22 protein-coding genes and 1 pseudogene are annotated in these 25,534 nt (G+C 71.7%); 14 read left to right on the forward strand and 9 right to left on the reverse strand.

The window, feature by feature from the left end; all coding sequences use genetic code 11:
• Positions 1-107: 107 nt before the first annotated feature.
• Positions 108-473: pseudogene (locus tag ACFV2J_RS12145) on the forward strand (TetR family transcriptional regulator C-terminal domain-containing protein); the annotation flags it as partial.
• A 143-nt stretch (positions 474-616) separates the two neighbouring features.
• On the opposite strand, the gene ACFV2J_RS12150 reads toward ACFV2J_RS12145, so the two are convergent.
• The 3 genes from ACFV2J_RS12150 to ACFV2J_RS12160 are packed head-to-tail and all read right to left on the reverse strand — an operon-like array spanning position 617 to position 2,204.
• Positions 617-955 carry a YrdB family protein gene (locus tag ACFV2J_RS12150; protein ID WP_385093011.1) on the reverse strand — a complete coding sequence of 113 codons (339 nt, stop codon included), beginning with the start codon at positions 953-955 and terminating at the stop codon, positions 617-619.
• A gap of 25 nt (positions 956-980) precedes the next feature.
• Positions 981-1,379: a RidA family protein gene (locus ACFV2J_RS12155; protein ID WP_385093008.1), complete on the reverse strand. Its 399-nt coding sequence runs from the start codon at positions 1,377-1,379 to the stop codon at positions 981-983.
• Between the two features lie 9 nt (positions 1,380-1,388).
• Positions 1,389-2,204 (reverse strand): NAD(P)-dependent oxidoreductase, encoded by an 816-nt coding sequence (locus ACFV2J_RS12160; RefSeq protein ID WP_385093006.1) that lies wholly within the window; start codon positions 2,202-2,204, stop codon positions 1,389-1,391.
• A gap of 49 nt (positions 2,205-2,253) precedes the next feature.
• Here ACFV2J_RS12160 and ACFV2J_RS12165 point away from each other — a divergent pair, with 49 nt between their 5' ends.
• Both ACFV2J_RS12165 and ACFV2J_RS12170 read left to right on the forward strand, forming a co-directional pair.
• Positions 2,254-3,186: a LysR family transcriptional regulator gene (locus ACFV2J_RS12165; protein WP_385093003.1), complete on the forward strand. Its 933-nt coding sequence runs from the start codon at positions 2,254-2,256 to the stop codon at positions 3,184-3,186.
• A 162-nt stretch (positions 3,187-3,348) separates the two neighbouring features.
• Positions 3,349-4,623 (forward strand): pyroglutamyl peptidase, encoded by a 1,275-nt coding sequence (locus tag ACFV2J_RS12170; RefSeq protein ID WP_385093019.1) that lies wholly within the window; start codon positions 3,349-3,351, stop codon positions 4,621-4,623.
• A 48-nt stretch (positions 4,624-4,671) separates the two neighbouring features.
• Here ACFV2J_RS12170 and ACFV2J_RS12175 read toward each other — a convergent pair whose 3' ends face one another.
• On the reverse strand, positions 4,672-5,487 hold the full coding sequence (locus tag ACFV2J_RS12175; RefSeq protein ID WP_385093001.1) for an EI24 domain-containing protein: 816 nt from the start codon (positions 5,485-5,487) through the stop codon (positions 4,672-4,674).
• Positions 5,488-5,561: 74 nt separating this feature from the next.
• Complete coding sequence (locus ACFV2J_RS12180) at positions 5,562-6,425, reverse strand: hypothetical protein (RefSeq protein ID WP_385438396.1); 864 nt, start codon at positions 6,423-6,425, stop codon at positions 5,562-5,564.
• 275 nt (positions 6,426-6,700) lie between these two features.
• On the opposite strand from ACFV2J_RS12180, the gene ACFV2J_RS12185 reads away from it, so the two are divergent.
• On the forward strand, positions 6,701-9,268 hold the full coding sequence (locus ACFV2J_RS12185; protein ID WP_385438399.1) for a M14 family zinc carboxypeptidase: 2,568 nt from the start codon (positions 6,701-6,703) through the stop codon (positions 9,266-9,268).
• Positions 9,269-9,370: 102 nt separating this feature from the next.
• Here ACFV2J_RS12185 and ACFV2J_RS12190 read toward each other — a convergent pair whose 3' ends face one another.
• Both ACFV2J_RS12190 and ACFV2J_RS12195 read right to left on the reverse strand, forming a co-directional pair.
• Positions 9,371-9,790, reverse strand: a complete 420-nt coding sequence (locus ACFV2J_RS12190) for an organic hydroperoxide resistance protein (protein ID WP_385098022.1) — start codon at positions 9,788-9,790, stop codon at positions 9,371-9,373.
• 105 nt (positions 9,791-9,895) lie between these two features.
• Complete coding sequence (locus ACFV2J_RS12195) at positions 9,896-10,915, reverse strand: NADP-dependent oxidoreductase (RefSeq protein ID WP_385098019.1); 1,020 nt, start codon at positions 10,913-10,915, stop codon at positions 9,896-9,898.
• Positions 10,916-11,042: 127 nt separating this feature from the next.
• On the opposite strand from ACFV2J_RS12195, the gene ACFV2J_RS12200 reads away from it, so the two are divergent.
• Complete coding sequence (locus ACFV2J_RS12200) at positions 11,043-11,477, forward strand: MarR family winged helix-turn-helix transcriptional regulator (protein WP_385098016.1); 435 nt, start codon at positions 11,043-11,045, stop codon at positions 11,475-11,477.
• Between the two features lie 245 nt (positions 11,478-11,722).
• Here the strand turns inward: ACFV2J_RS12200 and ACFV2J_RS12205 are convergent, their stop codons facing one another.
• Positions 11,723-12,535, reverse strand: coding sequence for a hypothetical protein (locus ACFV2J_RS12205; RefSeq protein ID WP_385092102.1), 813 nt, complete (start codon positions 12,533-12,535; stop codon positions 11,723-11,725).
• A gap of 265 nt (positions 12,536-12,800) precedes the next feature.
• Between ACFV2J_RS12205 and ACFV2J_RS12210 the strand changes: the two genes are divergently transcribed.
• The 9 genes from ACFV2J_RS12210 (at position 12,801) to rox (ending at position 24,990) form a co-directional block, all read left to right on the forward strand.
• On the forward strand, positions 12,801-13,958 hold the full coding sequence (locus ACFV2J_RS12210) for a mandelate racemase/muconate lactonizing enzyme family protein (RefSeq protein WP_356804896.1): 1,158 nt from the start codon (positions 12,801-12,803) through the stop codon (positions 13,956-13,958).
• The gene (locus tag ACFV2J_RS12215; RefSeq protein WP_385092098.1) at positions 13,955-14,959 is read left to right on the forward strand and encodes a zinc-binding dehydrogenase; all 1,005 of its coding nucleotides are present in this window, start codon (positions 13,955-13,957) and stop codon (positions 14,957-14,959) included. Before ACFV2J_RS12210 ends, ACFV2J_RS12215 begins: the two co-directional genes overlap by 4 nt.
• Before the next feature lie 116 nt (positions 14,960-15,075).
• Entirely contained in the window at positions 15,076-16,044 is a 969-nt protein-coding gene (locus tag ACFV2J_RS12220) for a hypothetical protein (protein WP_385092096.1), read from the forward strand.
• Positions 16,045-16,183: 139 nt separating this feature from the next.
• A complete protein-coding gene (gene chvE / locus ACFV2J_RS12225) occupies positions 16,184-17,302 on the forward strand; it encodes a multiple monosaccharide ABC transporter substrate-binding protein (RefSeq protein WP_385092093.1) in 1,119 nt (372 codons plus the stop codon).
• 32 nt (positions 17,303-17,334) lie between these two features.
• The gene (gene mmsA, locus ACFV2J_RS12230; protein WP_385092090.1) at positions 17,335-18,885 is read left to right on the forward strand and encodes a multiple monosaccharide ABC transporter ATP-binding protein; all 1,551 of its coding nucleotides are present in this window, start codon (positions 17,335-17,337) and stop codon (positions 18,883-18,885) included.
• A complete protein-coding gene (mmsB, locus tag ACFV2J_RS12235; protein WP_385438406.1) occupies positions 18,882-20,126 on the forward strand; it encodes a multiple monosaccharide ABC transporter permease in 1,245 nt (414 codons plus the stop codon). Before mmsA ends, mmsB begins: the two co-directional genes overlap by 4 nt.
• A gap of 56 nt (positions 20,127-20,182) precedes the next feature.
• The gene (locus ACFV2J_RS12240; protein ID WP_385092087.1) at positions 20,183-21,331 is read left to right on the forward strand and encodes an aldose epimerase family protein; all 1,149 of its coding nucleotides are present in this window, start codon (positions 20,183-20,185) and stop codon (positions 21,329-21,331) included.
• A 184-nt stretch (positions 21,332-21,515) separates the two neighbouring features.
• The gene (locus ACFV2J_RS12245) at positions 21,516-23,270 is read left to right on the forward strand and encodes a pyridoxal phosphate-dependent aminotransferase (protein WP_385087880.1); all 1,755 of its coding nucleotides are present in this window, start codon (positions 21,516-21,518) and stop codon (positions 23,268-23,270) included.
• Between the two features lie 271 nt (positions 23,271-23,541).
• Positions 23,542-24,990 carry a rifampin monooxygenase gene (rox, locus tag ACFV2J_RS12250; RefSeq protein WP_385087878.1) on the forward strand — a complete coding sequence of 483 codons (1,449 nt, stop codon included), beginning with the start codon at positions 23,542-23,544 and terminating at the stop codon, positions 24,988-24,990.
• Positions 24,991-25,016: 26 nt separating this feature from the next.
• Here rox and ACFV2J_RS12255 read toward each other — a convergent pair whose 3' ends face one another.
• A complete protein-coding gene (locus ACFV2J_RS12255) occupies positions 25,017-25,496 on the reverse strand; it encodes an ATP-binding protein (RefSeq protein WP_385087877.1) in 480 nt (159 codons plus the stop codon).
• Between the last annotated feature and the right edge of the window lie 38 nt (positions 25,497-25,534).

The following is a 25,534-nucleotide window of genomic DNA, read 5'->3' on the forward strand; positions in this document are numbered from 1 at the left end:
GGACGCGCGGCCCCCGCGCGGCGCGGGGGCGCCCACCCCCCCCGCGGGCTCTACACAACCCCCCCCACCCCCCCCCCCCCGGCGGGGCCGCCCCCCCCCCCCCCCCCCCCCGGTGGGACGCCGTGCCCGACAGCCAGTGGCGGCTGGACCTGCTGGCCTCGCTCGCCGACTACAACGCGATGCGGCCCGGCATCGTGCAGACCTTCTCGGCGCTGCTCGGCGAGAGCGTCACCGAGGGGCATCCCGCGCGCGAGTTCTTCACCCGGCGGTACGTCGCCGTGCGCGCGAGCATGGCTCAGGTGCTGCGCGCCGAGTACGGGGAGCGGCTGCCGAGCGGGCTCACGCCGGAGCGCGCCGCCCCGCTGCTGGTGGCGGTGATGGACGGGCTCCAGTACCAGTGGCTGCTGGACCCGGAGTCGGTGGACATGCCCGCCGCGTTCCGTGACTTCCTGGTCCTGCTGGGCGAGGCCTGAGCCCCGGCCGCGAACAGGTCGGCCCACCGCCGACGCCCCGCCGTCATCGGCTCACCGTCACCGCCCCACCGCGTCGCCCCACCGCGTCGGCCCACCGCGTCGGCCCACCGCGTCGGCCCACCGCGTCGGCTCACCGCGTCGGCTCACTGGTGCCAGACGACCGCCAGGGTCTTGCTCACCACGCAGACGGCGGCGAGGGCGACGGCCCAGCCCGGGGCCCCGGCGAGGGCCAGCGCGGCCACGCCCGCCCCGAACCAGAGCAGTTCGAAGCCGGCGCGGACCGCGCCACGGGTCTTGTGGCGCGACTTCGGGGAACCGAACAGCGCCCACAGCACGATCAGTACGGCCGGGGCGCCGATGCCGAGCAGCCAGGTCACCGGCGCCGCCGTGTCCCCGCTGAACCCCCCGTACCCGGCGGCCGCGAGGACGGCGAGCTCCAGCAGGAACAGGACGCCGAGGTTCGCCGCCTTGATGACCTTCATGCGCGGCAGTATCACCCGGAAGGAATCACTCCGGCCCCCGGGCGGCGGGAACGGCGGCCACGACCTCGATCTCGACGAGCGCCTCCGGCACGAAGAGGCGGGAGACCTCGAAGGTCATGCTGGTGGGCGGGGTGCCGGTGAGGTACCGGGCGCGTACGGCGCCGTACTCGGGGAGCCCGGTGATGTCCGTCAGATACGTACGTATGTTGATGACGTCGGCGAGCGTCGCGCCGTGTGCCCTCAGCAGCGCGTCGATCGTCTCGAAGACACCCCGGCTCTGCTCGGCCAGGCCGGCACCGTCGGCGACCTGACCGGAGAGGTACAACAAGGCACCGCCGCCCGCGAGTTCGACGCGCGCCACCTGGGAGTAGTAGCCGTTGGCGGGCCCGGGCGCGCCGGCCGGGTTGTCGAGGGTGATCCGCACGTGGTCTCCTCAGGCCGAATTCCGGCGGATGCGTTCGACGGCCTGCGCGATGTCCGCGCCGGCCACGGCGGGATCGGCCGCCGCCTGCCGGTAGTGGTCCAGTACCGCCTCCATGGCAGGGAGCCGGGCGGTCTTCGTGGCGAGGGCGACGTCCTTCACCGCGAGCGAGGTGCCGAAGTGCACGTCCTCGGCGAAGGCGCGGCCGACGGCGCCGCCGAGCGGACCGCCCGCGAGGGAGGCGCGCACGGTGTCCTCGTCGAGGCCGAGCGCGTCCGCGAGGACCATGGCCTCGGCGACGAGGGCGACCCCGCCGAGCACGGCGGTGTTGACGACGAGCTTGAGCGCGGCGCCGGAGCCGGACGGGCCGGTGCGGGTGACGGTGCCGAGAGGGGCGAGCACCCGCTCGACGCCGGCCACGTCACCGCCCGCGAGAATGCCGAGCTGCCCCGCGGCCGCCTTGTCCGTGCTGCCCGCCACGGGCGCGTCGACGAGCCGCACGCCCTCCCCCAGCCGGGCTGTGAGCTCCTTGACCACGTCCGGGCCGACGGTCGACATCTCCACCCAGTACGTCCCCGGGCGCAGCTGCGGCACGACGGCGTCCGCGACCTCACCGAGCGCGGCGGGGTCGGCGAGCATCGTGATCACCACATCGGCGTCCCGTACGGCCTCGGCCGGGGACGCGGCGAGCGTGGCCCCGGCGGCGACCAGCGGCTCCGCCTTCGCGGCGGTACGGTTCCAGACGGTCAACGGGTGCCCGGCGTCGAGGAGTCGGCGCGCCATCGCGGCGCCCATGTGACCGAGTCCGAGGAATGCGATCTTTTCCATGGCCTCGACGCTAGGCGCGCCCGGTCGATGCGGCAAGCGAATGTCTAGCATGGGTCCCATGCCCAACCCGCATGACGTACCCGGCCTCTCGACCACCTGGCTGCGCGTCTTCCTGGAGGTGGCCGGGCACGGCTCGTTCACCGTGGCCGCGCGGACCCTGGGGTGGACGCAGTCCGCGGTGTCCCGGCAGATCTCCTCCCTGGAATCGGCGCTCGGCGGGGCCCCGCTCTTCGACCGGCTGCCCCGGGGCGTCCGGCTGACGGAGGCGGGACGGGTCCTCGTGCCGCACGCCGAGACGGTGGTCGAACGGCTGCACGGCGCCGGACGCGAACTGGCGGCGCTGCGCGAGGCGGCGGCCGGGCGGCTCCGCTTCGGCGCCTTCGCCACGGCCGACGCGGCGCTGGTGCCGCGTGCCATCGCCGCCTTCCGCACCCGCCGTCCGGAGGTACGGCTCAGCCGCGAGGAGGGACTGACCCCCGCCCTCCTGGACCGGCTGTCGGCGGGCCGTCTCGACCTGGCGATCGTCTCGACGACGGGGCGCGCCCCCTTGGAGGCCCACGCCCTGCACCACCTCCTCGACGAGTCCCTGTACGTCGCCGTGCCCGCCGGTCACCCGCTCGTCGCCGAGGCCTCGGTGCGGTTGCCCCAACTCGCCGACGCCGACTGGATATCCGGCTCCGGCCGCCCCGAGGGGACGCTTCTGGAGGCGGCCCTGCGGCACGGTTTCCGTCCGCGCGTCGCGCATGTCGTGGCAGAATGGACCGCCAAACAGGGGTACGTCGCCGCCGGCCTCGGGGTGACCCTGGTCCCGGCGCTCGCCGCCGAGTCCGTGCGCCCGGACGTCGTCCTGCTCCCGCTCCGCGACGAGGAGGCGCCGGCCCGGGCGGTGTACGCGGCGACGGCACGGGGCCGGTCCCTGACACCGGCCACGGAGGCGTTCCTGGGCGCGCTGCGGGAGGCGGCGGCACGCATCCCCGTATGACGGAGGTGCCGTACGACCGCCGCACCGCGCGTCACCGCTCATGGCGTACGCCCCCTCCGGCACGCGATACTGCGGCCGTCCGGCAGCACCCCACGGCGACGGAAGGCATGAACTCCCTTGACCTACACAGGCGTTCGGATCGGCTTACTCGCACTGACCCTGATGGCGGGTTCGGCGGCGGTCCCCACCGCGTCGGCCGCCGCGCACCCCCGCACCGCGGGCCCCGGCATCACGGACTCCGGTATCACGGGCTCCCGCACCGTGGAGGAACAGCGTCTCGACCAGGCCGCGCCCCAGGAGATCCTGCGGCGTTCCGGATTCGACACGGTGGCACCGGAGTTCGCCCGGGTGCTGGAACGGTCGGGCTCGTACGCGCGGGCCGAGCAGGTGGTCGCCCGGCAGGGTGCGCGGCTGTGGCGGCGGGCGGTGGACCGGGCGCAGGGACGCGGCCCCGCGGGCGGCGACCTGAGCCGCGACGACGACCGGCCGCTGTACTGGGCGCGGCTCGGAATGACCCGCGAAGTGCGGCAGTGGGCACCCGGGTTCGGGCTGACGGACACGCAACGCACCCGCCTGCTGGATGCGTTGGAGCGGACCTCGCGCGGCGGGCAGGACATCCACTTCCCGCGCGCCAAGGGTGTCAAGCGCATCCTGGTCACCGGGTTCGACCCGTTCACCCTCGACCGGGACGTCCGGATCTCCAATCCGTCCGGGGCCACGGCCCTCGCGCTCGACGGCACCACGATCCGGACGGCGGACGGACCCGCGCGGGTCGAGACCGCCGTCTTCCCCGTCCGCTGGCAGGACTTCGCCGACGGCACGGTGGAGCGGACGCTGCGGCGGCAACTGCCGCGCGTGGACCTGTTCACGACCGTGAGCCAGGGCCGCGTCGGCCGCTTCGACGTGGAGCGGACCAACGGCGCCTGGCGGGGCGGCTTCCCGGACAACGAGAACGTGTCCCGGACCGGGACGGTCCCGGTCACCGATCCGGCCTCGCAGCCGCAGTGGACGACGACGACCCTCCCGTACGCGCGGATCGTGGCCGCGGACACGGGCCGTTTCCCGGTGTACGACCACACGTCGGTGACCGAGGTCCCGGCGGGAGGGACCGATCCGGTCGTCCGCCCGGACGGGCCCACCCCGGGCTCGACGGCGCGTGCCGGGGGCGGCGGGGACTACCTCTCCAACGAGATCGCCTACCGCGCGACGCTGCTGCGCGACCGCCTCGGTCTGCACGACAGCCTGCCGGGCGGCCATGTCCACACGCCCGTGCTCGAGTTCGGCACCGGCAACACGGACCCGGCCACCGGGACGGTCACCGATCCCGGATTCGTACGCAACCGGCTGGACATCATCGCCCAGGTCCGCTCGATCCTGACGGTGGCCGCCGACGCGGGCGCACCGGGTGTCAGTGGGACGGCGCGAACGCGAGACTGACGCCGGGACCGGCCGGGACGGTGATGACGGCTGCCGGGAGGACCCGGTTCACGCCGTGGCCCCCAGCTCACGGTCTTCCTGGTCCCCCCGGTCCGCCCGGTCCGGGTCCGGCTCGCCCGTCTCCTCGCCCAGCAGGTCGCGGGCCATCAGCGTGGCGCCCGCGACGGCGCCCGGCATCAGGAAGACGGCGACGACGGGGACCAGGAAGGCGAGGCCCAGCGGGGTGCCGAAGCCCCAGACCAGCATCTTGCGGGAGCGGAGCAGGGCGAGGCGGGCACGGAGTTCGACGCGGCGGCGCTGGAGGGCCACCGCGGTCAGTTCCTCGGTGAGGAAGAAGCCGGTGACGAAGAAGCCGATCACCGGGACGACCGTCTGGCCGACGACCGGGACGAAGCCGAGGGCGAAGAGGAGGACGCCCCAGACCAGTGCCCGTACGAGGATACGGAGGCTGTCGCGTGCGGAGATGAGAAGCTCCCGCCAGAGCGGCAGCCCGGATTCGGGGGCGGTGCCGTCCGGGGAGACGTCACGGTCGACCCTCTCGGACAGCGACTCGTAGAAGGGCTGTCCGACGAGGAGTGTGACCGCGGTGAAGGTGATCACGGCGAGCAGGAGGGCGAGGGCGAAGAGCACGGCGGTCAGGAGTCCGCGGAAGACGCCCTGCCAGGGGCTCGTCCAGTGGTCCGCGAAGGGGGTGGCCCAGATGACGAAGTCCTCGCCGTAGAGGGCGAGGGCGATGAGTGCCGCCGCGTACAGCACGAGGGTGATCAGCCCCGGAAGCAGGCCGAACCCGTACTGCTTCCCGTGCCGCGCCACCCATCGCTGGCCCTGTATGAGGTAGTTGAAGCCTGCCCCGAGATCACGCATGCGGGCCACCTTACCGGCGCTCCGGCCGCCTTCCCCCGTCCCGGCGTCCCCGGACGTGTGGGCCCCTGGCGGGCCTACGCCGGCGTCACCGCCACCACCACGCCTCCGTCCGCCGCGGGCGACACCGCCGCCGACACCCGGACCGCCGCCGCCCGCGCCAGCCGCCCCGCCCTTGACGCCGAGGCCAGCAGCAGCGGCTGGAGATGTTCGAGGCCGGAGACGAGGAGCTCCTCGCCGGCGACCAGGACCGGACGGACGGCGTCCGTCGCGGCGGCCGCCGCCTCCGTGAGGTCGGCCAGCGGCGGCAGCGCGGCCCGTACCACCCCCGCCCCCACCGTGGCCGCCCGCTCGGCGAGCGCCACCTGCGGCGGCAGCAGCGGAGCCGCCGCCGCGGTCAGCGCGTCGGCGATGCGCCGGAGTTCCGGGGACGAGTCGCGCAGGACGTCGGCCGCCGCGCGGATCGCCGGCGCCGACACCAGCAGCATCCCGGCCACCACTCCCGCCGCCGCCGGCAGCAACGGCGACCCCGCCTCCAGCAACTCCCCCAGCGCGGCGGCCGCCTCCTCCACCGCCGGCTCCACCGCGTCGAGGACCGGCAGCAGGCTGTCGCCCACCGCGGCCAGCAGCACCCGCGCCGGTTCGCTGACGGGATGCGTCGCCAGCGGCGCCCCGGTCGTCCCCAGTCGCGTCAGCGTGTCCACGGCCCGGTAGAAGGCCGCCTGCGCCTGCGGCGACGCGCTCGCCTCGGCCAGTTCCGCCGTGGTCTCCCGGAGCACCCGCAGCGCCTGCGCCCCGGACCCGTCCCGGGGGTCGAGGGTGTTGAGCGCGATTCTGGTGATGTTCCCGGCCGTGTCGAGGAGTTGGCCGGTGATGTCGGTCGTCGTGCGCGCCATGCGCAGCACGTCGTCCCTGCTGGGGAGCGACGGAATCGGGGACATGGGCCCTCCTCGCCACGCGCGGCACATCGGCCGGGAGCCCGCACGGCCCTCCGCCGCGCCGGCGCCCACCTCCAGCATGCCCGCTGCGACCCGCCGGGGATGCGCCATCCGTGGCATTGGTGACGGCGCGGCCCCCTCGGTACGGGAAGGTCGGGCGGATACGCCTCGCCCCACCGACCCGTAGGCGTTTCCGAAGAGCCCGTCCCCGAAGAGCCCGTCCCCGAAGACCCCTTGCGCCGGGCCGGTCCCCGGCTCCCCCCACGGAGGTACGACGCGTGCGCCCACCGAGACCCGTCCTGATCGCCGTCGCCGGCGTCACCGTGACCGGATCGCTTCTCCTCGCCCCGCACGACGCCCTCGCCGGCCGCAGACCCCCGGTCCGCGAAGGGTCCGCCCGCGACCGCGGCGCCGCCGCGACCCCCCTGAGCGCGGCCCGGCAGGCCCTGACGGCCCCGGTCACCGCCTTCCCGTCCGGCCTCTCCTCCGGCCTCCCGCCCTCCGCTTCCTCCCCTCGGGGCTACCCCCGCGAGCAGCTGCTCGCCCCGGACCCGGAGAACCCGAGGGACAAGTCGATCAAGCTGGGGCTCATCCCGTACCACGCCGTCGCGCCGCGGCTGAACGCCCTACAACGGCTCGGCGACCGGGTGAGCGTGGAGGTCACGGGCCGTTCGGCCGGCGGCCACCGGCTCTACCTCGTCACCGTCACCGCTCCCGAGTCCGCCGGCCGGACCCGCGCCCAGGAGCGGATGCGCGCGCTCATCGAGAACGCGCCCGCAGCGGCGGCCGCCGACCCCGCGGTCAGGACGGACTACAAGATCCCCGTCTTCTTCGACAGCAACATCCACGGCGACGAGTGGGAGGGCGCGGACGCCTCGCTGCGGCTCATCGAGCGGCTGGCGAAGGCGAAGGACCGTGCCACCGCCGACCTGCTGGCCCACAGCCGCCTCTATTTCGACATCACCGCCAACCCGGACGGCCGCATCGCGGGCACCCGCGCCAACGCGAACGGCTTCGACCTGAACCGGGACTTCGTCACCGCCTCCCAGCCCGAGGTGCGCGCGGTGCGGCAGACCGAGATCGACAAGCAGCCGGCGGTGATGCTCGACCTGCACGGCTACGTCAACGGCACCCTCATCGAGCCGGCCACCCCGCCGCACGGCGAGAACTACGAGTACGACCTCTTCCTCAAGAACACCTACGCCAACGCCCTCGGTATGGAGGCCGCCGTCAACGGCCTCGGCCGCACGGCCGCGAAGGACGGCGTCGAACCCGCCCAGATCCCGTTCCGCGACCAGCGGGAGGGCTGGGACGACTGGCCGCCGGTCTTCGCACCGCAGTACGCGGCCTTCCACGGCGCGGTCGCCGCGCACACGGTCGAGCTCCCGCTGGCGGTCGGCAACGCGGCGTACGCGTCACTGCCGGTCCGTGAACTGCGCCGCCGCGCGGCCGTCAACGTGGACGTGGCGGAGGCGGCGATGCGCGCGACCCTCGCCTTCGCGCGTACCCACCGCACCGCGCTCGTCGCCGACCAGATCGAGGTCTTCCGGCGCGGTGCGAGCGGCGCCGCGCAGGTGCCGGTCTCCGCCGCGACGGTGCCGGGCGTCGCGGGCATCGGGCCGAAGGACGTGTACACCACCGACTTCCCCCGCGCGTACGTGATCCCGGCCGGGTCCGCGCAGCGCTCCGCCACGGCCGCCGCCCGCCTCGTCGGCCATCTGCTCGCCAACGACGTACGCGTCACCCGCGCGGCCCACGGCTTCCGGCTCGCCGGACGGTGGTACGCGCCCGGCTCGTACGTCGTCGACCTGCACCAGCCCAAACGCGGTCTGGCGAACGTGCTGCTGGCGGACGGCCGGGACATCAGCGACAAGGTCTCGACGATGTACGACATCTCCGGCTGGAGCCTGGGGCGGCTGTGGGGTGCCTCGGTCGTACGGGTGCGGGCCGGCGACCTGCCGGCGGCGACCGCGGCCGGCGCCGCCCGTACGGTGCGCGCGGCCGCACCGACCGGGTACGTCGCCCCGCACGGCGACCTGCGTCTGGGTCTCGACACCCCCGAAGCGATCGCGGCGCTCAACTCCCTGCTCCGGCAAGGGGTTCCGGTTCGGCGGCGGGCGGACGGCAGCGCGGTCGTGCCCTCCTTGGCACGGTCGCGCGCCGCCTCTCTCGCCCGGAGGTACGGCGTCGCCTTCGACGCGGCCCCGGACGGCCGGGGAACTCCGCTGCACCGGGTCCGGGTCGCCGCGGCGGTCACGCCGGGTGAGCTCTTCGCGCTGCGCGAGATGGACTTCGACGTCGTCCCGGTCTCGACGGCCGTCCTCGACGCGGGCTTCGACTGGTCCGCGGCGGACGTCCTGTTCGTGTCGGCGGGACTCGATCACGCCCGTCTGAACCCGGCCGCGCGGGCCGCTCTCGACGCCTTCCTGGGCGCCCACGGGCTGGTCGGACGCGGCGTGTCCGGGGCCGCGCTCAACAGCGCGACGGGCCTGCTCACGGCAGAACCGGTGGAGGGCGACGAGGACGCCAACGGCGTGGTGCGCGTGGTGAATGCGGGGAACGGCGGCATCACGTCCGGCGCCCCGGACCACAGCTTCGTCTACGCGCCCGTCTGGTTCACCGGCCTCGGCCCCCACGTCCGCGTCGAGCAGGCGTACGCGCCCGGCGACCCGCTCCTCTCGGGCCACTGGCGGCCGACGGCGGGCGGCGGCCCGAGAGCGGCCGGCGGTCACGCCTGCGTCATCAGCGGGCCGCACGCGGTCCTCTTCGGTACCGAGCCCCTCTTCCGCGACCACCCGAAGGGCGAATTCCCGCAAGTGGCACGGGCGTTGCTGTCGGTGTCCTGAGGCGGTGCGAGGTCGCCCGCCGCCCGCCCCAGCGCGGCGCGGGCCGCGCCCCGTTCCCGGGCCCCGCCGCCCCCCCCCCCCCCCCCGCGGTCGGTGCGCCCGTCAGGCGAGCGTCACCGTGACGTCGCCGCGGGTCGCCTTCGAGTACGGGCAGACCCGATGGGCCTGTTCGAGCAGGTCCCGCGCCGTCTCCGCGTCCACGGCCGGGATGGTCGCGGAGATCTCGACGATGATGCCGAACCCGTCGTCGTTCTTGCCCAGACCGACCCTGGCGGTGACCGTCGAGCCGGTCAGGTCGGCGTTCCGGCCGCGGGCGACGACGCCGAGCGCGCCCTGGAAGCAGGCGCTGTACCCGGCGGCGAAAAGCTGTTCCGGATTGGTCCCGGCGCCGCTCCCGCCCAGTTCCTTCGGCGGGTTCACCACGACGTCGAGCCTGCCGTCGTCGGTGGCGACACGGCCGTCACGGCCGTTGTGCGCGGTGGCGACGGCGGTGTAGAGGACATCGGACTGCTGGATGGACATACGGTGCGTTCCTCCCTGGTCCGCCGCGACTCGCGCCCACGATCGCGACGACTTCGGAAAGAAGTTACCGTATGCCGGAAGTCCAGCAGAAGCCCCGACGGAACCTCAGACCTTGACGATCATCTTTCCGGTGTTGTCGCCGCGCAGCACGCCGAAGAACGCCTCCAGGTTGTTCTCGATGCCCTCGACGACGGTCTCGCTGTACTTGAGGTCACCGGAGCGGACCCAGGCGCCGACCTCCTGGACGAACTGCGACTGCAGGTCGTAGTGGTCGCCGACCAGGAAGCCCTGGATGCGGCCACGGGTCTGGATGAGACGGGCGAGGTTCCGCGGGCCGGGAGCGGGCTCGGTGTTGTTGTAGACGGAGATCATGCCGCAGACCGCGATGCGGCCGTCCCGGTTCAGCCGGCCGATGGCGGCCTCCAGGTGGTCGCCGCCCACGTTGTCGAAGTAGACGTCGACACCGTCGGGGGCGGCCTCGCGCAGCTGCTCGGCCACCGGGCCGTTCTTGTAGTTGAACGCGGCGTCGAAGCCGTACTCCTCGACGAGCAGCTTCACCTTCTCGTCGGAGCCAGCCGACCCGATGACCCGCGAGGCGCCCTTGAGCCTGGCGATCTGTCCGACCTGGCTGCCGACGGCGCCGGCCGCACCCGACACGAAGACGGAGTCGCCCTCCTTGAAGGAGGCGACGCGCAGGAGGCCCGCGTAGGCGGTGAGACCGGTCATGCCGAGGACACCGAGGTACGCCGAGAGCGGCGCGGCCTCGGGGTCGACCTTGACGGCCTGCTTGGCGTCCACCACGGCGTACTCGCGCCAGCCGAGGAAGTGCAGGACGTGGTCACCGGCCTCGATCCCCTCGGCGCGGGACGCGACGACCTCGCCGACCGCGCCGCCCTGCATGACCTTGCCCAGCTCGTAGGGGGCGGCGTACGACTTGGCGGCGCTCATCCGGCCGCGCATGTAGGGGTCGACGGAGACGTACTTGTTGCGGACGAGGACCTGACCCTCTCCGGGCTGCGGAACCTCGGCCTCGACCAGGGCGAAGTCCTCGGGCTTCGGCCAGCCGACCGGGCGGGCGGTCAGGTGCCATTCGCGGCTGACGGAGGGGAGCTGGGTGTCGGTCATGAGGGTGTGTGCCTTTCCTGCATGCATGCACGCTTGCCTGCGCACTACGGCTCTAATGCTTCACTACCTGAAACAACCATGCTCCTGAATATTTCATGATGTCAAGTAAGGGAGTAGCCTGGAGGCCATGGCCACCCAGAAGACGCACCGGATCGACCCTCTCACCATGGAGGTCGTCGACCTCATCGGCACGGTCGTGGCCCGCTACCACGAGGACTACGAGGACGCCGCCGCCGAGCACACCCTCACCGGGGCGCAGGCGCGGCTGCTCGGTCTGCTGTCCCTGGAGCCGCTGCCGATGCGGAGGCTGGCGCAGAAGCTCAAGTGCGAGCCGTCGAACGTGACGGGGATCGTGGACCGGCTGGAGGCGCGGGGGCTCGTGGAGCGGCGGCCGGACCCCTCCGACCGGCGGGTCAAGCTGGCGGCCGCGACCGAGGAGGGGCGGCGGGTGGCGCACTCCCTGCGGGAGTCACTGCGATTTGCCCGGGAGCCGTTGGCGGGGTTGTCGCGTGAGGAGCGGGTGTCTTTGCGCGATCTGCTCCAGCGCATGCTGACGCCGTAACCGCCGGTTCCTTCGCCCCCGCCGCCCCTACCCGACCCATCCCTGGGGCTCCGCCCCGGACCCCGCCAAGGGGCTGCCGCCCCCTGGACCCCCCCCATCGCCCGAAGGGCTCGTCCTCAAACGCCGGACGGGCTGAGGATCTCCGGCGCGGGCCCGCACCATCAGCCCGTCCGGCGATTGAGGACAAGGCCCTCAAGGCCGGACGGGGGTCTGGGGGCGGAGCCCTCAGGTAGGGGCGGGAAGACCTACGTGCACCACCACAGGAAACGATTGCACGTGTGCGTCGGCGAAGCCGTCGGAGTCGCCGGTGCCGACGTCGGCGCGGCCGGCGGAGTCGTGACGGACCGCGTCGGCTCCGAAGAGGCGGGCGCCGACGCCGGGGCCCCACCCCCCGTCCCCGCCGTGGCCGACTGCCCCTGAGTGCCCTTCTTGTCCCCGTCCTTGGACTTGTCCCCCTTGGCGGACTCGGACGCGGAAGCGGAGGGCGACGCCGAGGCACTCGGCGAGCCCGTGGCGGTGGGCGCGCCGCCCCCGGAACCCCCGGTGTCACCGGCCGGCGCCGAACTCTCCGCGGAGGTGCCCGACCCGCCGTCGGCGGACGCGTCCGCACTGGCCGCGTGCGGAGTCACCCCGGGCGCCTCGATACCGAGTTCGGCGAGGCTCAGGCCACCCGCGGCGAGCAGCAGTCCCGCCCCGGCGAAGAGCACCCTGCGGCGCCTCCTGCGGTGCGCGGCGGCCTTCCGGTCGCGCCGGCTCGCCCCGCCCGCGGCGGCTCCGCGTCCGCGCCGCCGGCCGCCGGTCCGGCGACCCCGACGACCGCCCTCGCCGTCGTCCTCGTCGTCCTCGCCGTCGTCACCTTCCTCGTACGCGTCCTCGCTCCCGTACGCGTCCTCGCTCTCGTACGTGTCGTCGGAGTCGTACGGGTTCGTACCCGCGTCCGGTTCCGGGTGCGCCCCGGTGCGGCCCGCGGAGGGGCGGAGCTGTTCGGCTGAGGTGCCGCACCCCGGGCAGGCAAGGGCGCCGTTGAGGTGCCTTCGGCACGGGTCGCAGTAGTCCATGACGCCGGAAGACTAAGTTCCTCATGCGTCACGTTGATAGTCACGGCTGTGAAAGTTGTGTGGTGAACCACCCGTTCCGGCGCGTCGCGCGCCCCGTTCACAGCGGCACGTGTGCGACGACCCGAGGCATACCGCCAAAATCCGCCGCCGGGCATCGCGTTCGAACCATTGACACTCCAGGGCCCGCGTCCTTACTGTCACGCCAGCATTTCGAACGTGTGACGAAATTTCGAACAGAGTCGCAAGAGCACAGGGGGCAACTGCCGTGCGCATCACGGGAATCAGCACACACGTGGTCGGGACGCCCTGGCGGAACCTGACCTACGTCCAGGTGCACACCGACGAGGGCCTGACCGGAGTCGGCGAGACCCGCATGCTGGGCCACACCGACGCGCTGATCGGCTATCTGCGGGAGGCGGAGGCCAATCACATTCTCGGTTCCGACCCGTTCGCTGTCGAGGACCTCGTCCGGCGCATGAAGTACGGCGACTACGGGCGCGCCGGCGAGATCGTGATGTCGGGCATCGCCGTCATCGAGATGGCCTGCTGGGACATCAAGGGGAAGGCGCTCGGCGTCCCCGTGTGGCAGCTGCTCGGCGGCAAGGTCACCGACCGGGTCAAGGCCTACGCGAACGGCTGGTACACGACCGAGCGGACCCCGGAGGCCTACCACAAGGCCGCTCAGGAGGTCGTCGCCCGCGGGTACCGTGCCCTCAAGATCGACCCGTTCGGCACCGGCCACTTCGAGCTCGACCACGAGGCCACGCTCTACTCCGTCTCGCTCATCGAGGCGGTGCGCGACGCGATCGGCCCCGAGACCGAACTGATGCTGGAGATGCACGGCCGGTTCTCGCCCTCGACCGCCGTCCGGCTCGCGCGCGAGCTGGCGCCCTTCAAGCCCGCGTGGCTGGAGGAGCCGGTGCCGCCGGAGAACCTGAAGGCGCTGGAGAAGGTGGCCGCCAAGGTCGACATCCCGGTCGCCACCGGCGAGCGGATCCACGACCGCATCGAGTTCCGCGAGCTGTTCGAGAGCCAGGCCGTCGACATCATCCAGCCCGACGTCGGTCACCTCGGCGGGATCTGGGAGACCCGGAAGCTGGCCGCGACCGCCGAGGCCCACTACGTGCTCGTCGCCCCGCACAACGTCGGCGGGCCGGTCCTCACCGCGGCCTCCCTCCAGGTCGGCTTCAGCACCCCCAACTTCAAGATCCTGGAGCACTTCAACGACTTCGCGGACGCGGAGATCAAGAAGGTCGTGAAGGGCGCCCCGCAGGTCGTGGACGGCTACTTCGAGCTGTCCCACGAACCCGGTCTCGGTGTCGAGCTGGACGTCGACGCGGCGGCCGAGTTCCCTCAGCAGCAGGCCCGCTTCGACCTCTGGGCGGACGGCTGGGAGCAGCGCAGGCCGAAGGGGGCGCAGTGAGCACCGCGGTCGTCGTCGACGCGCCGGGCGAGCACCGGCTGACCGCCCACGAGCCGGTGTCGCCGGCCGCGGGGGAGGCACTGGTCCGGGTGCACGCCGTCGGGATCTGCGGCAGCGACCGCGAGGTGTACCAGGGCAACCGGCCCGAAGGGTACGTGCGTTATCCCCTCACCCCCGGCCACGAGTGGTCCGGGACGGTGGCGGAGGTGGGTGCCGGGGTGCCCGCGGGTCTCGTCGGCCGCAAGGTCGTCGGCGAGGGTTTCCGCAACTGCCAGGTCTGCGACCGCTGCCACGCGGGCGAGACCACGCTGTGCACGGCGGGGTACGAGGAGACGGGCTTCACCCAGCCGGGTGCGATGGCCACGACCCTCACCCTGCCCGCCCGGCTGCTGCACGTCCTGCCGGACGACGCCGACCTGACGGCGGCGGCCCTCCTGGAGCCGGCCGCCTGCGTCGCGGCGGCCGCCCTCAAGGCGAACGCGCTCCCCGGTGAACGGGTCGCGGTGGTGGGCACGGGGACGCTCGGGATGTTCGCCGTCCAGTTCCTGCGGGCGGGTTCGCCCGGGGAGCTGCTCGTCGTGGGCACCCGCCCCGACCGGGACAAGCTCTCGCGGACCTTCGGCGCCACCGACTTCCGCACGAAGGACCAGGAACTGCCCGACGACTTCGACGTCGTCATCGAGACCGCCGGGTCCGCGTCCGCCGCGCGCACCGCCGCCTCCCTGCTCAGGCGCGGCGGGCGCCTGGTCCTCACGGGCATCCCGGCGCCGGGCGCCGAGGGGCTCGACCCCACCGATCTCGTCGTACGGCAGCTGGAGGTGCACACCGTGTTCGGGGCACCGCCGGCGGCCTGGGCGCACACGGTGCGGGTGTTCGGCGCGGGGCTGCTCAGCCCCTTGCCGCTGGTCACGCACGAACTCCCGCTCACGGGGTTCGCCGAGGCCATCGAGTTGGCGGGGTCCGGTGATCCCGCGGTCGGCAAGGTCCTGCTGCGTCCTTAGCCGTACGCCGGTACGGAGTCACCTGACGGCTCCGTACCGGCGTACCACCCGGCCGCCGCGCACCCCGAGCCGCGAACTCCGTCCGAAATCACGAACATGAACATGAAGGACAGCCAGTGACCGACCCCTCTCCCACGGTTCCCCGTCGACCCGGTGAGCAGGCACTCGCCGCGCTCGGCCTGGGCGCGCCCGCCCTCTCTCCCGCCGACGCCTCGCCGCACAGCTTCCCGGAAGGCGGTCGCTGGCGCACCGAGGTCCCGTCCGTGGAGGGTCCCGAGGCCCTGGCCGTGGTCCTCAAGGAGTCCTCGCGGCTCGATGTGCCGATCCACCGCATCAGCCAGGGCAGCGGCGTCTGGATGCTGACCGACGCCGAGATCACCGAGATGGTCGAGGCCACGGCCGCGCGCGACATCGAGCTGTGTCTGTTCACCGGTCCACGCGGCACCTGGGACATCGGCGGGTCGGTACGCTCCGACTCCCGCGGCGGCGGACTGCGCGCCCGTGGCCACGACGCGGTGGCCGGCTGCGTCGAGGACGCCGTCAGGGCGACGGAGTTGGGCGTCAAGTGCCTGCTCGTCGCCGACGAGGGCGTGCTGTGGACGCTGCACCGGGCACGCGTGGCCGGGATCATCCCGGCCGACACGACCCTCAAGCTCTCGGCACTCGTGGGGCCGGTCAACCCGGCCTCGTACGCGGTATACGAAAGGCTCGGCGCGGACTCCGTCAACGTGCCGAGTGATCTGACGCTCGATCACCTCACGGAGATCCGTCGGGTTTCGGCCGCACCCATGGACATGTACATCGAAGCCCCCGACGATCTCGGCGGGTATGTCCGGATGTACGAGGTGGCCGAGCTGATCCGGCGCGGCGCACCGATCTATCTGAAGTTCGGCCTGTCCAAGGCCCCCGGGATCTATCCGTACGGTCACCACCTGCGGGACCTGACCCTGAACACCGCCCGGGAGCGGGTGCGGCGCGGCAGGCTCGCCCTGGACCTGCTGGCGCGGCACGGAGCGGACGGCGACATGGCGCCGCTCGGCTCGCGAACTCCCGGTCCGATGTCGCGTTTTGACACCTCCTCATAACGTTCCGACCAACTCCCCTTCACAAAAGCCGACACGGCCGCGCACAATCCCACACACCTCTCCTCGGTCTTTTCTTCGCACCGCCCCGCGGAGCGTCCCCGCATCGCGAGCCCGAGTCCGGTCCACGACATCAAGGAAGATGATCATGCGCAATCGCAGAGCCGCCCTCACCGCCATAGCCGGCGCCGCGTCCCTCGCCCTGTCCCTGTCCGCCTGCGGCCAGAGCAGCGACGGAGGCAGCAAGAGCGACAGCAAGGACATCAAGGGAGCCACCATCGGCATCTCGATGCCGACGAAGTCCTCCGAGCGCTGGATCGGGGACGGCAACAACGTGGTCAAGGACCTCAAGTCCAAGGGGTACAAGACCAAGCTCGCCTTCGGTGAGGACGACCCGGACCAGCAGGTCTCGCAGATCGAGAACATGATCACGCAGGGCGTGAAGGCGCTGATCATCGCGGCCATCGACAACAAGTCGATGAACAACGTGCTCCAGCAGGCCGCCGACGCCAAGATCCCGGTCATCTCCTACGACCGCCTCATCCTCGGCACCAAGAACGTCGACTACTACGCGTCGTTCGACAACACCAAGGTCGGCGAGCTGCAGGCCGGTTACATCGTCGACAAGCTCGGTCTGAAGGACGGCAGCAAGAAGGGCCCGTTCAACATCGAGCTGTTCGCGGGCTCGAACGACGACAACAACACGAAGTACTTCTTCCAGGGCGCGATGAACGTCCTCCAGCCGTACATCGACAAGAAGCAGCTCGTCGTCAAGTCCGGCCAGACCCAGCTGACGCAGGTCACCACGCTGCGCTGGGACGGCGGCACCGCGCAGAAGCGCATGGACGACATCCTCACCTCGGCGTACAAGACGGCCCACGTGGACGCGGTGCTCTCGCCCTACGACGGCATCTCCATCGGCATCCTCTCGTCGCTGAAGTCGGACGACTACGGCTCCAAGAGCAAGCCGCTGCCGATCGTGTCCGGCCAGGACGCCGAGCTCGCCTCGGTGAAGTCGATCATCGCGAACGAGCAGACGATGACCGTCTACAAGGACACCCGCGAGCTGGCCAAGGTGGCCTCGAACATGGTCGACGCCGCGCTCAAGGGCAAGAAGCCCGAGATCAACGACGACAAGACCTACGACAACGGCACCAAGGTCGTCCCCGCGTACCTGCTCCAGCCGGTGAGCGTCGACAAGACCAACTACGAGAAGGAACTGGTCGCCACCGGCTACTACAAGGACAGCGACCTCAAGTAACCGCCACCTCCTAGTGATTGGAAGGCACGACCATGGCGGGACCCGTCCTGGAAATGCGCTCGATCGTCAAGACCTTTCCCGGCGTCAAGGCGCTGTCGGACGTCACTCTGACCGTCCAGCAGGGCGAGGTCCATGCCATCTGCGGGGAGAACGGCGCCGGCAAGTCGACCTTGATGAAGGTCCTCTCCGGCGTTCACCCGCACGGGAGTTACGAAGGGGACATCCTCTTCGAGTCGGAGGTCTGCACGTTCAAGGACATCAGGGCCAGTGAGCAGCACGGCATCGTGATCATCCACCAGGAGCTGGCCCTGGTGCCCTACCTCTCCATCGCGGAGAACATCTTCCTCGGCAACGAGCACGCCACCCGCGGGCTCATCAGCTGGTCCGAGACGCTGCGGCACGCGTCCGAGCTGCTGCGGCGGGTCGGGCTCGACGAGAACCCGCAGACCCGGGTCGCCGACATCGGCGTGGGCAAGCAGCAGCTCGTCGAGATCGCGAAGGCGCTGTCGAAGAAGGTGAAGCTGCTCATCCTGGACGAGCCGACCGCCGCCCTGAACGACGAGGACAGCGGCAAACTCCTGGATCTCATCCTGGAGTTGAAGAACCAGGGGATGACCTCGATCATCATCTCCCACAAGCTGAACGAGATCGAGCGGGTCGCGGACTCGGTGACCATCCTGCGCGACGGGCGGACCATCGAGACGCTCGACGTGAAGGCCGCGGAGACCACCGAGGACCGGATCATCAGCGGCATGGTCGGCCGCGACCTGGAGCACCGTTTCCCGGAGCGGACCCCGCACCACCCGGAGGAGGGCGCCGCGCCCGCCCTGGAGATCCGCGACTGGACCGTGTTCCACCCGATCGACCAGCAGCGCAAGGTGGTCGACGACGTGTCGATCTCCGTACGGCGCGGTGAGATCGTCGGCATCGCCGGGCTCATGGGCGCCGGGCGCACCGAACTGGCGATGAACGTCTTCGGGCGCGCCTACGGCCGCTACGCGAGCGGCACGGTGCTCAGGGACGGCAAGGAGATCCGGACGAAGACCGTGTCCGAGGCGGTCGGGCACGGGATCGCGTACGTCACCGAGGACCGCAAGCACTACGGCCTCAACCTGATCGACACGATCAACCGCAACATCACGCTCAGCGCCCTGGACAAGGTCTCCAAGCGCGGGATCGTCGACGAGCACGAGGAGCGGCAGGTCTCCGAGGGCTTCCGCAAGTCCATGAACATCAAGGCGCCGACCGTCTTCGAGCCGGTGGGCAAGCTGTCGGGCGGCAACCAGCAGAAGGTCGTCCTCAGCAAGTGGATCTTCGCGGGCCCCGAGGTGCTGATCCTGGACGAGCCGACCCGCGGGATCGACGTGGGCGCCAAGTTCGAGATCTACACGGTCATCGACCGGCTGGCGGCCGAGGGCAAGGCGGTCGTCTTCATCTCCTCCGAGCTGCCGGAGCTGCTCGGCATGTGCGACCGCATCTACACGATGGCAGCGGGACGGCTGACGGGTGAGTTCTCGCGGGCGGAAGCCTCGCAGGAAACGCTGATGCGTCAGATGACAAAGGACAAAGAGGTAACCCGATGAGCACGGATGTGACCGCCAAGACGCCGGCCCCCGCGCCGGCCGGGAAGAGCGGCTCGGACACGGGAGAGAGCCTGCTCCAGCTGATGCTGGACGGCATGCGCCGCAACATGCGGCAGTACGGCATGCTGTTCGCCCTCGGTCTGATCGTGGTGCTGTTCGCCGTGTGGACCAACGGCGACCTGCTGCTGCCGCGCAACGTCTCCAACCTGGTGCTGCAGAACAGCTACATCCTGATCCTCGCGATCGGCATGATGCTCGTCATCATCGCGGGCCACATCGACCTGTCGGTCGGCTCGCTGACGGCGTTCGTGGGCGCGATCGGCGCCGTACTGATGGTCAACCACGACCTCGCCTGGCCGCTCGCCCTGGTGCTGTGCCTGGCCATCGGCGCGGCCGCGGGCGCGGCGCAGGGCTTCCTCATCGCGTATCTCGGCATCCCGTCGTTCATCGTGACCCTGGCGGGCATGCTGACCTTCCGCGGTCTGACCGAGATCTTCCTCAAGGGCCAGACGATCGGCCCCTTCCCCGAGGGTCTGCAGAAGGTCGCCAACAGCTTCCTGCCCGAGGTCGGGCCCGACACGAACTACCACAACCTCACGCTGCTGCTCGGCATCGGCCTGATCGCCTTCGTGGTGTTCCAGGAGGTCCGTGACCGCAAGCGGCAGCAGGAGTTCTCCCTCGACGTCCTGCCCAGGAACCTCTTCCTGCTCAAGCTCGTCGCGCTGATCGCCGCCGTGCTCACCGTCACCATGCTGCTCGCCAGCTACAAGGGCGCTCCGGTCGTCCTGCTGATCCTCGGTGTCCTGGTCGCCGGCTTCGGCTACCTGATGCGCAACGCGGTCATCGGCCGCCACATCTACGCGATCGGCGGCAACCTCCCGGCGGCGAAGCTGTCGGGCGTGAAGGACAAGAAGGTCACCTTCCTGGTCTTCCTGAACATGGGCATGCTCGCGGCCCTGGCGGGTCTGGTCTTCGCCGCCCGCTTCAACGCGGCCTCGCCCAAGGCCGGTCTGAACTTCGAACTCGAAGCGATCGCGGCCTCGTTCATCGGCGGCGCGTCGATGAGCGGCGGCGTGGGCACGGTCCTCGGCGCGATCATCGGTGGTCTCGTCCTGGGCGTGCTGAACAACGGTATGAACCTCGTCGGCATCGGCAGCGACTGGCAGCAGGTCATCAAGGGTCTGGTACTGCTGGCCGCGGTCGGGTTCGACGTGTGGAACAAGCGCAAGGTCGGTTCGTAAGTCGCTAGGGCCCCCACTTCGGTGGGGGCCTTCAACTTCCACTGCAGGAGCCGTATATGGAAACCAGCAGACGAACGATCATCGCCGCGGCCGCAGCCGCGGGTGTCACCGCCGCCACCGTCGGCACGGCGCACGCCGGCACCGGGGGCGGGAAGCCGGTCAAGGAACTCTTCGGCAGGCTCGCCGACGGCACGAAGGTCCACCGCTGGTCGCTCGCGAACGGCGGCACACGTCTGAAGGTCATCTCCTACGGCGGGATCGTCCAGTCCCTGGAGATCCCCGACCGGCACGGCCACTACGCGAACGTCTCCCTGGGATACGACGACCTGGCGTCCTACGTAGCCGGTACGACGTTCTTCGGTGCGACGATCGGCCGTTACGGCAACCGCATCGCCGGCGGGCGCTTCACGCTCGACGGCAAGACCTACCAGCTCTCCGTCAACGACGGCGTGAACAGCCTGCACGGCGGGGCCAAGGGCTTCAACACCAAGGTCTGGGACGTCGAGGGCTTCACCTCCGGCTCCGATGTCGGCCTGCACCTGCACTACACCAGCATCGACGGCGAGATGGGCTACCCGGGCACGCTCCGGGTGAAGGTGACCTACACCCTCGACCGGCACGGTGACTGGCGCATCGACTACGAGGCCACCACCGACAAGGCGACGGTCGTCAACCTCACCAACCACACGTACTACAACCTCGCCGGTGAGGGCCGCGGCGGCATCTACGACCACGAACTCACCCTGGCCGCAGGGCGCTTCACCCCCACCGACGCCGGCCTGATCCCCACCGGTGAGCTGGCGAAGGTCGCGGGCACCCCCTTCGACTTCCGGCGTGCCAAGCCGGTCGGCCGCGACATCCGGGCCGGCCACCCCCAGCTGGTCACCGCCAAGGGCTTCGACCACAACTGGGTGCTCGACAAGGGCGTCACCGCCCGGCCCGAGCACATCGCCACCCTGCGCGATCCGGACTCCGGCCGCACCCTGAAGATCGCGACCGACCAGCCGGGCGTGCAGTTCTACTCGGGCAACTTCCTGGACGGCACCCTGGTGGGCACCTCCGGACACACCTACCGGCAGGGCGACGGCATGTGCCTGGAGACCCAGCACTTCCCGGACTCGCCGAACCAGCCCTCGTTCCCCTCGACGGTGCTGCGCCCGGGCCGGACGTACCGCACGACGACGGTGCACTCCTTCAGCGCCTGAACCAGCGCCTGAACCAGCGTCCAACGCCCCCGGAATCCAGTGCCGGACGCCGTCGAAGGCCTTGAGGTTGCCCCGGTGCGCGGACCCTCACCGGATCCTCACGAGTTGAACAGCGCCACCCCCGTCTCCGTATGAGAGGGCGGCCCGTGCTCCCCCGCACGGGCCGCCCAGAGACGGAGGTTCCATGGCCGACAACGTCGCCTCGCTGTTCCGCGGCACTGCGGCGCACAGCCCCTCGATGGCTGCGCTCGCCCGCGAGAGCGATGGAGTCGGCCCGATCGACTTCTGCATCCCGTGCAACCCGTACTTCCCCACGCCCGGCATGTTCGACGAACTGGCCGGGCGGCTGCGCGAGATCATCACGTACTACCCGAGCAGCGCCGACACCATCACGGCCGAGCTGTGCGCGCTGCTCCAGCTCCCGCCGAGCTGTGTCGCCATGGGCAACGGTTCCACGGAACTGATCACCTGGATCGACCACCTGCTGGTCCGCGAGTCCCTCGCCATCCCCGTCCCCACCTTCGGCCGCTGGACCGACCAGCCGATGGAGACCGGCAAGCGCGTCGACATGTTCCCGCTCCAGGAGTCGACGGGCTTCGCCCTGGACCCCGCGAAGTACATCCAGTTCATCCGCGCCCGGGGCACCCGGGTCGCCGTCATCTGCAACCCCAACAACCCGGACGGCGGCTTCCTGAGCCGGCAGACGGTCGTGAACTTCATGGACGCGCTCCAGGACCTGGACCTGGTGATCATCGACGAGTCGTTCCTGGAGTTCGCCGACGCGGAGAACGAGCCGAGTGTCGTCGAGGAGGCGGTGCTGCGGCCCAACGTCATCGTGCTGCGCAGCCTCGGCAAGAACTTCGGCCTGCACGGCATCCGCTTCGGCTACCTCGTGGCCAACCCCGCGCTCGCGGGCAAGATCCGCTCCATGCTGCCCAAGTGGAACCTCAACTCCTTCGCGGAGACCGTGGTCTTCATGCTCAAGGAGCACGGCGCCGAGTACATGGAGAGCCTGCACCTGGTGCGTCGCGACCGGCTCGACATGGCCCGTCAGCTGACCGCGCTGCCCGGCCTGACGGTCTACCCCTCGCAGGGCAACTTCCTCTTCGTACGGCTGCCCGTGGGTGCCGAGGGCACCGTCGTCCGCGACCGGCTGCTCACCGAGCACCGGATCCTGGTCCGCGAGTGCGGCAACAAGATCGGTTCCTCCAGTCGCTTCCTGAGACTCGTGGTGCGCCCCCAGGTGGACGTGCGTCGCCTGGTGTCCGGCCTGGAACAGGTGCTCTACGGGTCCAGGAGGGGAGCCGTCGTGTCCGAGCCGAGCACAGGGACCGGCTACAGCTCGGGCACGGCGGCGGTCGACCGCCTGATCAGCGAGACGAACGGGGTCGGCATGCCGCTGGCCGCGCAGGCCGCCGCGATGCCCAGCCTGCCGCCCGCGCAGACCTGGCCGGGCCCGGCGCAGGCTCCGGCACAACTGCCCGGCGGTATGCCCGACGGTATGCCCGGTCTGATGCCCGCCCCGGCCGCCGCCATGATGCCCGCCCCGGCGGCCGCCATGATGCCGCCCATGGCCCCCATGCCCCCGGCCGCCCCGCCGCAGCAGCAGCCCATGCCCGCGGTCGCCCAGATGCCGCCCCCGCCGATGCCCGCGGTCGCCCAGATGCCGCCCCCGCCGATGCCGGCGGTGGCCCAGATGCAGCCCCCGCCGATGTCCGCGCCGCCCATGCAGGGCATGCCCGGCGCACCCGGCATGCCTGGTATGCCCGGCATGACCCCGGCGCCGGCCACCGGGCTCGGCCAGACCGGAATACCGGGCCTGCGCAACGGCGGGCTGACCGCCGCCCAGGTACGGGGCCGCACCCAGCCGGAACCGGAGCCCGCGCCGCAGCCGACGGGCTGGCCGGCCGCCGGTGCGATGTACAACCAGGTCGGCTAGGGCGGACACGGGCGGCGGGAGATCCTCCCGGGCCGCGGGGACGACGAAGGGCAAGGAGAACTCCCGCTCCTTGCCCTCTTCAACGTATAGCGCGCCAGGGGGCTTGCGGCAAGGCCCCGGTCGTACCGCAGAATCGTCGACCGGGGCCGGAACCTGCGTAAATGCCCACTTCACGACGTACGTGCGCTGTTGCCCGCGTATGACGTCGGGTTGCGCGCGGGCTCGCGCACGGAGCGGCCGGCCGACATCCCCTCGTTGAACGGGCGTCCTGATGATTGACGTGATCGTGGTCGGCGGCGGGCCGACCGGGCTGATGCTGGCCTGCGAACTGCGGCTGCACGGTGTGCGGGTGGTCGTGCTGGAGAAGCTGTCCGAGCCGACCACGGAGTTCCGCGGGCGCGGCCTGCACACGCGCAGCGTCGAGATCATGGACCAGCGCGGTCTGCTGGACCGGTTCCTCGCGGTCGGTGAGACGTTCCGGGTCGGCGGTTTCTTCGGCGGCATCCACAAGCCGTGGCCCGACGGGGTGGACACGGCGCACCCGTACGGCCTCTCCACCCCGCAGCCGGTCGTCGAGCGCCTGCTCCACGAGCGCGCCCTCGAACTCGGCGCGGAGATCCGGCGCGGCCGCGAGGTGGTCGGGCTGAGCCAGTACGACGGGAACGGGGACGGGGACGGCGCCGGCGTGAGTGTCGATCTCGCGGACGGCACCCGGCTGCGGGCGCGGTACGCCGTCGGGTGCGACGGCGGGCGCAGCACGGTGCGCAAGCTGCTCGGTGTCGGTTTCCCCGGCGAGCCCGCCAAGGTCGAGACACTGCTCGGCGACGTGGAGATGACCGAGGACCGGGCGACGGTCGAGGCCGTCGTCGCGGAGGTCCGCAGGACCCAGCTGCGGTTCGGCACCATCGCCAACGGGGACGGGACCTACCGCGTCGTCGTGCCCGCCGAGGGCGTGGCGGAGGACCGTGCGAGCGAGCCGACCCTGGAGGAGTTCAGGCAGCGGCTGCGGGCGGTCGCGGGCACCGACTTCGGCGTGCACTCGCCGCGCCGGCTGTCGCGGTTCGGCGACGCGACCCGGCAGGCCGAGCGCTACCGGGTCGGCCGGGTCATGCTGGCCGGCGACGCGGCGCACATCCACCCGCCGACCGGCGGCCAGGGGCTCAACCTCGGCGTCCAGGACGCGTTCAACCTCGGCTGGAAACTGGCCGCCGAGGTCCGTGGCTGGGCGCCGGAGAGCCTCCTGGACAGCTACCACGCCGAACGCCACCCGGTGGGCGCCCGCGTGCTGGACAACACCCGCGCGCAGATCACACTGCTGGGGACCGACCCGGGGGCGACCGCGCTGCGCGAACTGTTCTCGAAGCTGATGGACTTCGAGGAGGTGAACCGGTACGTCACCGAGATGATCACCGCGGTCGGGGTCCGCTACGACTTCGGCGCGGGGCACGACCTGCTCGGCCGGCGGATGCGGGACGTGCGGCTGGAGCGGGGCCGTCTCTACGGGCTGATGCACGCCGGCCGCGGGCTGCTGCTCGACGGGACGGGCCGGCTCCGGGTGACGGGCTGGGCGGACCGGGTCGACCACGTCGTCGACACCGGCGGGGAACTGGACGTGCCCGCCGTCCTGTTGCGGCCGGACGGTCATGTGGCCTGGGCCGGCGAGGACCAGAAGGATCTGCTCGACGTGATGCCGAGGTGGTTCGGCGCGCCCGCAGGCTGACCTCGCGGTGGGGGGCTCCGTCCCGTTCACGCCCCGTCCGCCCGTCCGGTCCGGGCCGGCCGGGCCGGCAGGTCGATCTCGGCGCGGACCGTCTTGCCGGGCGGTTCCCGGTCCAGCACCTCCCAGCGGGCGGCGAGCGCCTCGACGATGCCGAGCCCGCGCCCCTGTTCGCCGAGCGGGTCCGCGGGCGGCAGGGCGCCCGGTCCCGGCGGACGCGGCCCGTCCCGCGTGTCGCTCACCTCGACCCGGACACCGCCCGTGACGAGGGAGAGCCGCAGCTCGAAGTCGCGGCCGGGCACCCGGCCGTGGGTCACCGCGTTGGCGGCCAGTTCGGCGACGATCGCGGCGGCGGCGTCGGAGGCGTCCGTCCCGTGCGGGATGCCCCAGGCACGGAGTTGTTCCAGGGCGAGGCGGCGGGCGAGGCGGGCGCCGCGCGGAGTGGCACTGAGACGCTGCGTGAACACACGTACGGTAACCGGGCGCCGGGGGGTGGGTGGTGCGGTCATGCCCCCAATCTGCCGGTCGCCGGGGGCACTTCACCAGG

It is taken from the genome of Streptomyces sp. NPDC059668 (genome assembly GCF_042734135.1).
Taxonomy (GTDB): domain Bacteria; phylum Actinomycetota; class Actinomycetes; order Streptomycetales; family Streptomycetaceae; genus Streptomyces.

What these genes read in the sequence shown, in the direction of transcription:
- ACFV2J_RS12150 (WP_385093011.1), bottom strand. Translation starts at nt 955, where the DNA reads ATGAAGGTCATCAAGGCGGCGAACCTCGGCGTCCTGTTCCTGCTGGAG.
- ACFV2J_RS12160 (WP_385093006.1), bottom strand. Translation starts at nt 2,204, where the DNA reads ATGGAAAAGATCGCATTCCTCGGACTCGGTCACATGGGCGCCGCGATG.
- ACFV2J_RS12165 (WP_385093003.1), top strand. Translation starts at nt 2,254, where the DNA reads ATGGGTCCCATGCCCAACCCGCATGACGTACCCGGCCTCTCGACCACC.
- ACFV2J_RS12170 (WP_385093019.1), top strand. Translation starts at nt 3,349, where the DNA reads ATGGCGGGTTCGGCGGCGGTCCCCACCGCGTCGGCCGCCGCGCACCCC.
- ACFV2J_RS12175 (WP_385093001.1), bottom strand. Translation starts at nt 5,487, where the DNA reads ATGCGTGATCTCGGGGCAGGCTTCAACTACCTCATACAGGGCCAGCGA.
- ACFV2J_RS12180 (WP_385438396.1), bottom strand. Translation starts at nt 6,425, where the DNA reads ATGTCCCCGATTCCGTCGCTCCCCAGCAGGGACGACGTGCTGCGCATG.
- ACFV2J_RS12190 (WP_385098022.1), bottom strand. Translation starts at nt 9,790, where the DNA reads ATGTCCATCCAGCAGTCCGATGTCCTCTACACCGCCGTCGCCACCGCG.
- ACFV2J_RS12195 (WP_385098019.1), bottom strand. Translation starts at nt 10,915, where the DNA reads ATGACCGACACCCAGCTCCCCTCCGTCAGCCGCGAATGGCACCTGACC.
- ACFV2J_RS12200 (WP_385098016.1), top strand. Translation starts at nt 11,043, where the DNA reads ATGGCCACCCAGAAGACGCACCGGATCGACCCTCTCACCATGGAGGTC.
- ACFV2J_RS12205 (WP_385092102.1), bottom strand. Translation starts at nt 12,535, where the DNA reads ATGGACTACTGCGACCCGTGCCGAAGGCACCTCAACGGCGCCCTTGCC.
- chvE (WP_385092093.1), top strand. Translation starts at nt 16,184, where the DNA reads ATGATCATGCGCAATCGCAGAGCCGCCCTCACCGCCATAGCCGGCGCC.
- mmsA (WP_385092090.1), top strand. Translation starts at nt 17,335, where the DNA reads ATGGCGGGACCCGTCCTGGAAATGCGCTCGATCGTCAAGACCTTTCCC.
- mmsB (WP_385438406.1), top strand. Translation starts at nt 18,882, where the DNA reads ATGAGCACGGATGTGACCGCCAAGACGCCGGCCCCCGCGCCGGCCGGG.
- ACFV2J_RS12240 (WP_385092087.1), top strand. Translation starts at nt 20,183, where the DNA reads ATGGAAACCAGCAGACGAACGATCATCGCCGCGGCCGCAGCCGCGGGT.
- ACFV2J_RS12245 (WP_385087880.1), top strand. Translation starts at nt 21,516, where the DNA reads ATGGCCGACAACGTCGCCTCGCTGTTCCGCGGCACTGCGGCGCACAGC.
- rox (WP_385087878.1), top strand. Translation starts at nt 23,542, where the DNA reads ATGATTGACGTGATCGTGGTCGGCGGCGGGCCGACCGGGCTGATGCTG.
- ACFV2J_RS12255 (WP_385087877.1), bottom strand. Translation starts at nt 25,496, where the DNA reads ATGACCGCACCACCCACCCCCCGGCGCCCGGTTACCGTACGTGTGTTC.